The organism is Bacteroidales bacterium (assembly GCA_018334875.1).
Taxonomy (GTDB): domain Bacteria; phylum Bacteroidota; class Bacteroidia; order Bacteroidales; family UBA12077; genus JAGXLC01.
Map to the genome: position 1 here is coordinate 1 of JAGXLC010000173.1, position 8431 is coordinate 8431.

At 42.5% G+C, this 8431-nt stretch carries 9 protein-coding genes; 3 read left to right on the top strand and 6 right to left on the bottom strand.

What is annotated here, in order from left to right; genetic code table 11:
- Together KGY70_13205 and KGY70_13210 are read left to right on the top strand one after the other, a co-directional pair.
- On the top strand, positions 1-1509 hold a 1509-nt coding region (locus tag KGY70_13205), incomplete at its 5' end, for an ABC transporter substrate-binding protein (protein MBS3776145.1).
- Positions 1506-2345, top strand: coding sequence for an ATPase (locus tag KGY70_13210; GenBank protein MBS3776146.1), 840 nt, complete (start codon positions 1506-1508; stop codon positions 2343-2345). The genes KGY70_13205 and KGY70_13210, both read left to right, overlap by 4 nt.
- A gap of 159 nt (positions 2346-2504) precedes the next feature.
- Here KGY70_13210 and KGY70_13215 read toward each other — a convergent pair whose 3' ends face one another.
- Positions 2505-3200: a cytidylate kinase-like family protein gene (locus KGY70_13215; protein ID MBS3776147.1), complete on the bottom strand. Its 696-nt coding sequence runs from the start codon at positions 3198-3200 to the stop codon at positions 2505-2507.
- 237 nt (positions 3201-3437) lie between these two features.
- Entirely contained in the window at positions 3438-4601 is a 1164-nt protein-coding gene (dinB, locus tag KGY70_13220; protein ID MBS3776148.1) for a DNA polymerase IV, read from the bottom strand.
- Positions 4602-4740: 139 nt separating this feature from the next.
- Here dinB and KGY70_13225 point away from each other — a divergent pair, with 139 nt between their 5' ends.
- Positions 4741-5535, top strand: coding sequence for a LexA family transcriptional regulator (locus tag KGY70_13225; protein ID MBS3776149.1), 795 nt, complete (start codon positions 4741-4743; stop codon positions 5533-5535).
- A gap of 57 nt (positions 5536-5592) precedes the next feature.
- Here the strand turns inward: KGY70_13225 and KGY70_13230 are convergent, their stop codons facing one another.
- The 4 genes from KGY70_13230 to KGY70_13245 all read right to left on the bottom strand — a co-directional run.
- On the bottom strand, positions 5593-6300 hold the full coding sequence (locus tag KGY70_13230) for a hypothetical protein (GenBank protein ID MBS3776150.1): 708 nt from the start codon (positions 6298-6300) through the stop codon (positions 5593-5595).
- Between the two features lie 159 nt (positions 6301-6459).
- Positions 6460-6918 carry a hypothetical protein gene (locus KGY70_13235; protein ID MBS3776151.1) on the bottom strand — a complete coding sequence of 153 codons (459 nt, stop codon included), beginning with the start codon at positions 6916-6918 and terminating at the stop codon, positions 6460-6462.
- Positions 6919-6930: 12 nt separating this feature from the next.
- The gene (locus tag KGY70_13240) at positions 6931-7611 is read right to left on the bottom strand and encodes a tetratricopeptide repeat protein (GenBank protein ID MBS3776152.1); all 681 of its coding nucleotides are present in this window, start codon (positions 7609-7611) and stop codon (positions 6931-6933) included.
- A gap of 109 nt (positions 7612-7720) precedes the next feature.
- Positions 7721-8431 (bottom strand): BatD family protein (locus tag KGY70_13245; GenBank protein ID MBS3776153.1); only part of this gene is annotated, 711 nt, incomplete at its 5' end.

Below are 8431 nucleotides of genomic sequence, written 5' to 3' on the forward strand. Positions count from 1 at the left end.
GATCCCGCCTTTGCAAAAAGCCAGACACTTATATGGCCGGTACATCAGTTATTCAATGGTCTGGTACAGATGGATACCGCCCTGAATGTTCGTCCCTGCATTTCCAAACAATGGGATATATCTGCCGACGGAAAGACCTATACTTTTCACCTGAGAAATGATGTGTACTTTCATGACCATCCGCTTTTTCCAAACGGAGAGGGCCGTCAGGTAAAGGCTTCGGATTTTGTATACAGCCTTAAAAGGATATACGATCCGGGAACAGCCTCACCGGGTGCATGGATATTTAACTATCTGGACAAAGAAAAAGGCCCGCAGGCCATCAACGACTCCACACTTAAAATCCATCTGCAAAGACCGTTCCCTGCATTTCTCGGATTATTAACCATGCAATACTGCTCCGTTGTACCGAAAGAGATCGTTGAGCATTACGGAGATGAATTCGGGAGGCATCCGATAGGGACCGGAGCTTTTCGTTTCAAAATGTGGAAGGAAGGAGAAAAACTGATATTCTTGAAAAACTCCGATTACTTTGAGAAAGATGAGCAAGGGAAACGCCTGCCTTATCTCGATGCCGTTTCTATAACCTTCATCAGCGACAAACAATCGGAATTTTTAGAATTCATCAAAGGGGAACTGGACTTTTTGTCGGGGCTTAGTCCTGCTAACAAAAATGAGCTGCTCACCCGGACGGGACAATTAAACCCCAAGTATGAAGGGGAAATTAAAATGTACACACAGCCTTATCTGAACACTGAATACCTGGGTTTTCTGGTGGACGATTCCATGGAAACGGTACAAAACAGCCCCGTTTCCGATAAACTGGTAAGAAAAGCCATCAACTATGGTTTTGACAGAACAAAAATGATGAAATACCTTCGGAACAATATCGGCACACCGGCCAACAACGGATTTATCCCCAAAGGACTGCCCGCCTTCTCCAAAGACTCCATAAAGGGATACACTTACAACCCGGATAAAGCCCGAAGTCTTTTGAAAAAAGCAGGACATCCGCAGGGAGAAGGGCTAAGCTCCATCAAACTCACCACTACCGATGACTACAGAGATTTATGCGAATTCATTCAGCATCAGCTCTCGGAAATCGGGATCAAGATCAATATAGAAGTCAGCACCGGCGCGACCTTCAGGGATATGGTAGCCAATTCAAAATTATTGTTTTTCAGAGGCTCCTGGATAGCCGATTATCCTGATGCGGAAAATTATATGGCCCTGTTCTACAGTGAAAATTTTAGTCCCGGCGGACCCAACTATACCCATTATGAAAACCCGGAGTACGATAGTTTGTATGAGCAAGCGCTAAACACAATGGATGCAAAAAAAAGGCAGCGGTATTATCGCCAGATGGATCGCATGATCATCGAAGACGCTCCTATTGTACCGTTGTATTACGACCAGGTGGTACGGTTTACCCGCACCAACATAAAGGGGCTGGGAAACAATCCCATGAATTTACTGGTATTAAAACATGTTAAAAAAGAAAAACAATGAAGCTCATAGTCGACAGTGGTTCTACAAGAGCCGACTGGTGTATTGTTTCTGACACCAACATACAGACCGTCCAGACCAGGGGAATGAATCCTTTCTTCGTTACTCCGGTGATAATAGAAAAAGCAATCAGAAATCAAGGTCTGTTGCGAAAACATCATGATCAATTCAGTTCAGTGTATTTCTATGGGGCCGGCTGCGGAAGTGAAAAGAATGACGAATTGATCCGTTACACGCTGCAAAAAATCTTCCCAAACGCTACAATCTCGGTGTACACAGATCTGCTGGGTGCAGCAAGGGGATTATTTCACAATGAGGAAGGAATTGCCTGCATTCTGGGTACCGGGTCTAACTCCGGTTACTTCGACGGGCAGCAAATTACGCATAAGATTCCTTCATTGGGATACATTCTTGGAGATGAAGGAAGCGGGAACCACCTCGGGAAAAAACTGCTCAAAAGCTACTTTTTTCATCACCTTCCCGGGGATCTGACCCAAAAGTTCAATGAAAAATATGGGGCCAAATCCGGAGGGCTGCTGCAGAAACTTTACATGGCCGAGTTTCCCAACATCCATTTATCAGAGTATTCACATTTCGTTATTGAACATCAAAACCATCCTTATATAAAAGATATGACAAGCCAAACATTTGAAGAATTTCTTCAGATGCTCAGATCATATTATGCTCCCTCCTGTTTAGAAAAACCCATAAGGTTCACGGGATCCATTGCCTGGTTTTTTAAAGACATCTTACAAACCAAGGCTTCTGAAAAAGATCTCATTGTTGACAAAATTGAGCAATCTCCCTTGAAAGGACTGAGGGACTTCCACAAAACCTGATATATGCTATGTGGTTCAAAAAAAGTTAAATTGTTTATTTTTGAGAACGAGACCTATCATCAGGTTATGAGTAATTTGTTTGCAGGCTAAAGCTGCGGTAAGGATTATGGAGGAACCAAAATAAACAATTCGTTGTTCCCGGGCCATTAAAAAGTTAGCTTATATGATCTCTTTGGTTTCCAAAGCTTTTATAATGATATCCACCATCTCATCGAACTCAAAACTTTTGGTATTAAATAGCAAATCAAAAAAAGTATCATCTACCTCTTTCCCCGCCAGGTTGTTTCGTAGCTCAGCCCGTTTCTTGTCGATATCAAGAACATACTCTCTAGCCTTTTTTTCAGTTAGATTAAAACGCTTCCGGATCACTTCGGTACGCCATTCAATGGGCGCTATCAATCTTACATGAAGGGATCTCGGTAAATCTTTGGTAATAACGGCACCACATCGTCCGAGGATAACGCTGTTTCCTTCCATGCCAATGGTATAGATCACCTTTTTTATGGTGTTTCTTATTTTCCGGTCGCTTTTATAGTATTTACTGGACAGGGAGCCAAGTATCTCATCGATGGCGCTCCTTTTTTCATATTTAAAAACATATTCAATCTGGGAAGGATGCAGTTCAAGCTCTTTGGCAGATTCGTCCAGGATCTCCTTAGTTACTACCCGCCACGTGCCTTTACTTTGATCGCCTTTTTTTTCCTGATTCAATTTCTGATTCAGTTTATCGGCCAGAAACTTACCTGAGCAACCGAAATCCCGGGATATAGTAACTACAGGACCGGGTTGTCCAAAATCCTCATCCCGTTTCTTCTCCTTGTGCCTTTCTTCTAAGTATTGCTGTAAAATATTCATAATTAGTACATTTATATGTAAGCATCTTGTCCAAGATAATATTTTTTTCTCAATTTCACAACACCAACATATATCCCCTGAAAAATTCGCCGGCGAAGATGCTGGTCTAATGCTATCACTTCTAAAAATTTTGTTTTTTTAGCAAAGTTTTGCTGCAATTTAAATTCTAAAATTTGGTAGGCCTTGTCTTTAAGCCGATCTTAAAAGTAAAGTAACTTGCCTCAAATAAATCTTACCTTACAATCTTCCTCCGGATATCCCCCCATATCCGGAGGCTCTTCCAATGGCTCTGTTCCCGTAGCGTTTCCTTATCATATCCATGGCTTGGTACAGGCTCACCACCTCTGTGGTATCTTCAAACAGATTCAACTGTTGTGTGCCCCGGATAAGCCTGCTGAATTTCACACCCAGCAGGCGGATTTGCATACGACGGGTGTACAATTTTCTGAAAAGCTCTCTGGCTGTGGGTATCAACTCGTGATCAAAAGCAGAATAAGCAATCCGTTTTTGCAGGGTGTGGGTATCATAGTTAGAATATCTGATCTTAACCGTAACACAGGAAGTCAGCTTTTTCTCCCGGCGCAGTTGAAAAGCCAGCTTTTCCAACATAGAGACCAACAAGCTATTCATCATCCGGATATCCGTGGTATCCTTTTCAAACGTGCGTTCAGTGCCAACCGACTGCCTTTCTGAATAAGGCTGCACCGGCGTGTTATCAATTCCATTGGCTTTTTTCCAAAGTATCACGCCGTTTTTTCCAAGCACATGCTCCAGCATTTCAACGGGTACCCCGCTCAATGTTCTGATCCGGCTAATCCCCATCGAACGGAGAAGATGATACGTTTTGTTGCCTATCATCGGAATTTTCCTGATCGAAAGAGGGTGTAAGAAAGGCTTGATGAAGGAGTCGGGTACATACAACGCTCCGTCAGGCTTGGCCTCTCCTGTTGCAATCTTCGAAACGGTCTTGTTCCGGGACAATCCAAAAGAAACAGGTAAACCGGTGTGTTTAACAATCTCCTTCTTCAGCTTTCCGGCCCATTTCCAGGTGCCAAAAAACCGTTCCATACCAGTCAGATCAATATAGTGTTCATCTATGGAAGCCTTCTCATAGAAGGGGGCATTTTCATGAATAATATCGGTTACCATGTCCGAATAACGGCTGTAAAGATCCATATCTCCCCGAACAATCACCGCATCTCCGCAAAGCTGACGGGCCATACGCATAGGCATGGCGGAATGAACACCAAACCGCCGGGCTTCGTAGCTACAACTGGCCACAACCCCCCGGTCGGAAAGCCCACCAATAATCACAGGTTTACCAGCCAGTTTGCTGTTTCTGAGCCTTTCTACCGACACAAAAAACGAATCCAGATCCAAATGCACTATATTCCGTTCCATTTTTCTCCTATTTATTTGTGATTGTAAATAATTTGCCTTAATTTTGATTAGTTTTTAGTCAAAATTTCGACTATAATTTAATCAAATATTAAAAAAAATCAAAGTCCTTATTGGATAAAACCACAAAACACTGAATATCATGAATTTTAGTAAGAACATCCGGTTGCTGAGAAAACGCAAAAAAAGAACCCAGGATGACGTAGCCAGGGCTTTAAACATAAAGCGATCCACGCTAAGTGGTTATGAAAACGAAGTGGCACAGCCCGGCATAGAGGCTTTAATCGCATTTTCAGAGTATTTTAATGTGGCAGTGGACACCCTGATCAAGGTGGACTTGTCCGGGCTAACCGAAAAACAACTCACTCAACTGGAGAAGGGATATGATGTATATCTGAAGGGGAGCAGTCTAAGGGTACTGGCTACAACAGTAGACCAAGACAATAACGAAAACATCGAGCTGGTTAACGAAAGGGCAAAAGCCGGTTACCAAAGGGGATTTGCCGATCCGGAGTTCATCCGTAAGCTGCCTACCTTTCAACTGCCTTTCTTACCCAAAGAAAAGAAATTCAGGACATTTCAAATAAGCGGTGAGTCTATGCTTCCGATACCCGATGGTTCATGGGTAACGGGAGAATTCATACAGGATTGGCTATCCATAAATAACGGAGAAGCATGCATCATCCTTACACTGAATGAAGGCGTCGTATTCAAAATCGTGGAAAACCGGCTGAAGCAAGAGAGAAAACTCATAGTGCATTCACTCAATCCTGCCTATACATCCTATGAGATCCCGGCTGAGGAAATCAAGGAAATATGGCGATTCCGGCATTACATCAGTCCTGAATTGCCCGAACCGGGAATCCCCAGCAGCCAGATCATTCAGCGAATAACCCAATTACAAAAAGAAATAGCCAGGCTTAAAGGAAGCGAATGAGTTTTTTAGTACCTCACCGGTCAAATTCTTGCTTTTTTGGCAAAACTCGCCCGGTAATCATATATTCTTAAGTTCTCCCCCACCAAATAAAGCAATCCCCTTAATGATCAACAGGCCTTCATCCTCTTTTTCCCGGCTTTCCACCAAAGAACGCTTATCAGAAAAACCTCCGAATATGGAAGTCACCTCTACCTTCACATTCCAATGGTTGGGTACAATCAATGTGGATCCCCCAAAAAGGGTAAAAAGCTCAATAACGTTTTCGCCGGGTGCAAGCCGGGCATCCAACAGGTAAATTTGGGATCCTCCCAGGATGGAGGTAATTTGCCCACCTTTAAACGATTTGGAATTGATCTTACGCTCATTACCACCCAATATAGCCACCTCATCAATAAAATCCATACTGGAACCTGAGGTTTCCGGAGTCCCTCGCCTTCTGAAACTTCCAAGCGATTTAAACAAAATCAGCAGCCCGATGCCAATAAATACCACCGGCCAAAAAACTTCCCTGAAAGTATAAGGCAAACCGGTAATCCTCGGCAGCAAAAAGATCGCACCAATAATCAACAGTATCCATCCTGTTGTATTATTTGACTTACTGCTTAAAAAAATGATTCCCAAGACAACCAGGATCATTGGCCAACTGAATAAATCGTCGGCAAATTCAACGGAAAATATATTGAGGCTTCTGGCTATCATTGCTATGCCTATCAGCACCAATACAATTCCCAAAACAGACCTGCCCTGTAATTTCTTTTTTTCCATAGAATTAAAATATTAAATTTTGAAATAGAGCATATAAAGATAGGATTTTTCCTCTCACAATGCCAATATCTTTTTGGAGAAAAAATTACAAATCTTTTCAAACCGGGAGCAATTACAATTGGCGACTGGTTATCATTCAGTTATAAGACCATTAGAAAATCAATCGGAATCCTCATCTATTCTGAGATCTTCCTGAATTTTCAGTCGGTTGGGCCTTTCAAAATAAAAAAACACCAGCACTGCTACCAGAAGTATCAGGATCATCGGATCGCCCGAAAAGAAGAAAACAAGAAGGGTTAGTATTGAAAGTACCAAAAAGATAACGGCTTTCATTCTGAAATAACCCATATAGGAAGATATCCGCTCACTCAGAGGAACGGAAGCAGGAATTCTCTTTATTCTTTGTCTCAGGTGGGATACCCCGAAAGGAACGGCCAGCAGAAAAAGCAGGATAACCACAGATTTGGCCATCAATGCATATCTTTCGGACAATTCTATGCTTCCCGGAGCGATATATTTAAGCACAAACATTACCAGTGTAATGGCCAGGATGGAGGCGATGCTTTTTCTGTAAATATTTCTCAGTCTGCTGATTTGATTGGTGAGTAATTCGCTCATACATATTTTGCATTAAATGGGCTCAACACTGATTTTCCTAAGCCAGCCCTCACTCCCGTCGGAAAGCCTGATCTTGTGCCATTCCCCCATGTTATCCTCAATTAATACCTTTGTGCCTTCGTGTAATACAAACAAATCCGTACCACTCTCCGCCGGAGAGCTCTTCACGGTTACTTTTGGAGCAAACACGATGGCCTGGTCATGATTTACCACTTCCTGCTTCTGCTGGGAAGCAAATACAAAAGAGGCTATTGCAATGGCCAAAGCCAGCAGACCAATCCAAAAACCTGATTTCTTCAGTCCCATTCTCATACTGTAGAGATAAACGGAAAACAGCGCCAAAAATACAATAAATGCCACCATACTGATGATTGCCCATATATCGGAAGGAAAAAGATTGATCCACTGATTGATCCACCGGGTGATAAAAAAATCGGGTATATTTTCAATTCTATCGGTTATCTGCGACCTTGCCATTTCCAGATTATGCTGTATATCTTCGTTGCCAGGATCTCGCACCCGGGCCCTTTCATAATTCAATATAGCGGGTGCCAACTGATTGGTCTTATAGTAAGCATTACCCAGATTATAATAGATCCCCGGGGATTCATAGCCCTGATCCAACACCTGTTTATAGGCATTTATGGCTTCCCCGTATTGTCCCTCCGAATAAAGTTTATTTGCTGAATCCACCAGGGTCGCAGGTTTCTGAGCTTCCACTCCTGCAGTAATACAAACAATCAACGATAAAATCGGTAATATCTTCTTCATAGTGATTCAACCTATCTTTTCAAAAATCCTGTTATTTGAGTTTTTGTTGTAACCGGCTGATTATTGAAATGGAATGATTGTATAATTCATCCATTTGTTCTACACCTCTTGAAGGAGCATAGCGTGCGAACTCACAATTATCTATAAGCTCAATAAACTGATCTGTTAAATTTTCCGGAATATGCTTCTGCAACAGTATTTCTTTTGCTTTATCCCTGGAGAGTTCGGCCAATGAAATACCAAGCTTATCACTCAGGTAGCCCCACAATGCCCTAAGGGTCTCTTCGTAAAACTTGTCCTCTTCTCCGGCTTTCAGATATTTTAAGGCTACTTTCAGCCGACGGCGGGCATACTTATTGGCTTTCCTGTTTTTCATCATGGCCACATCGGCACTCTCTTTAATCTTCCTCCTTCTAACAAAAAAGACAACAAAAAAGACAGCAATGCCTCCTGCATAAACTGCATAGAATTTCGAGGAACCGAACAAATATTCTCCTTTCTTTCTGTAATCAAAATTTTTGGTTTGGATATATCTTATGTCGCTGCCGATTATATTAACATCCTGTTTGGGACGGGTTGCTCTGACGCCAGTTGTAGTATCCCCTTCCCCTTTGGCCACATTCAACGTCAGTGGCTGAGTTTGCATTGTACGGAAATTTCCGGTACCGGGATCAAAATAAGCCATGGCAATGGAAGGAATGCGATAATCTCCGGCATGTCGGGGAATAACAAGATACTCTAT

What these genes read in the sequence shown, in the direction of transcription:
- KGY70_13215 (MBS3776147.1), bottom strand. Translation starts at nt 3,200, where the DNA reads ATGAATATTTTACAGCAATACTTAGAAGAAAGGCACAAGGAGAAGAAA.
- KGY70_13210 (MBS3776146.1), top strand. Translation starts at nt 1,506, where the DNA reads ATGAAGCTCATAGTCGACAGTGGTTCTACAAGAGCCGACTGGTGTATT.
- KGY70_13225 (MBS3776149.1), top strand. Translation starts at nt 4,741, where the DNA reads ATGAATTTTAGTAAGAACATCCGGTTGCTGAGAAAACGCAAAAAAAGA.
- KGY70_13235 (MBS3776151.1), bottom strand. Translation starts at nt 6,918, where the DNA reads ATGAGCGAATTACTCACCAATCAAATCAGCAGACTGAGAAATATTTAC.
- dinB (MBS3776148.1), bottom strand. Translation starts at nt 4,601, where the DNA reads ATGGAACGGAATATAGTGCATTTGGATCTGGATTCGTTTTTTGTGTCG.
- KGY70_13230 (MBS3776150.1), bottom strand. Translation starts at nt 6,300, where the DNA reads ATGGAAAAAAAGAAATTACAGGGCAGGTCTGTTTTGGGAATTGTATTG.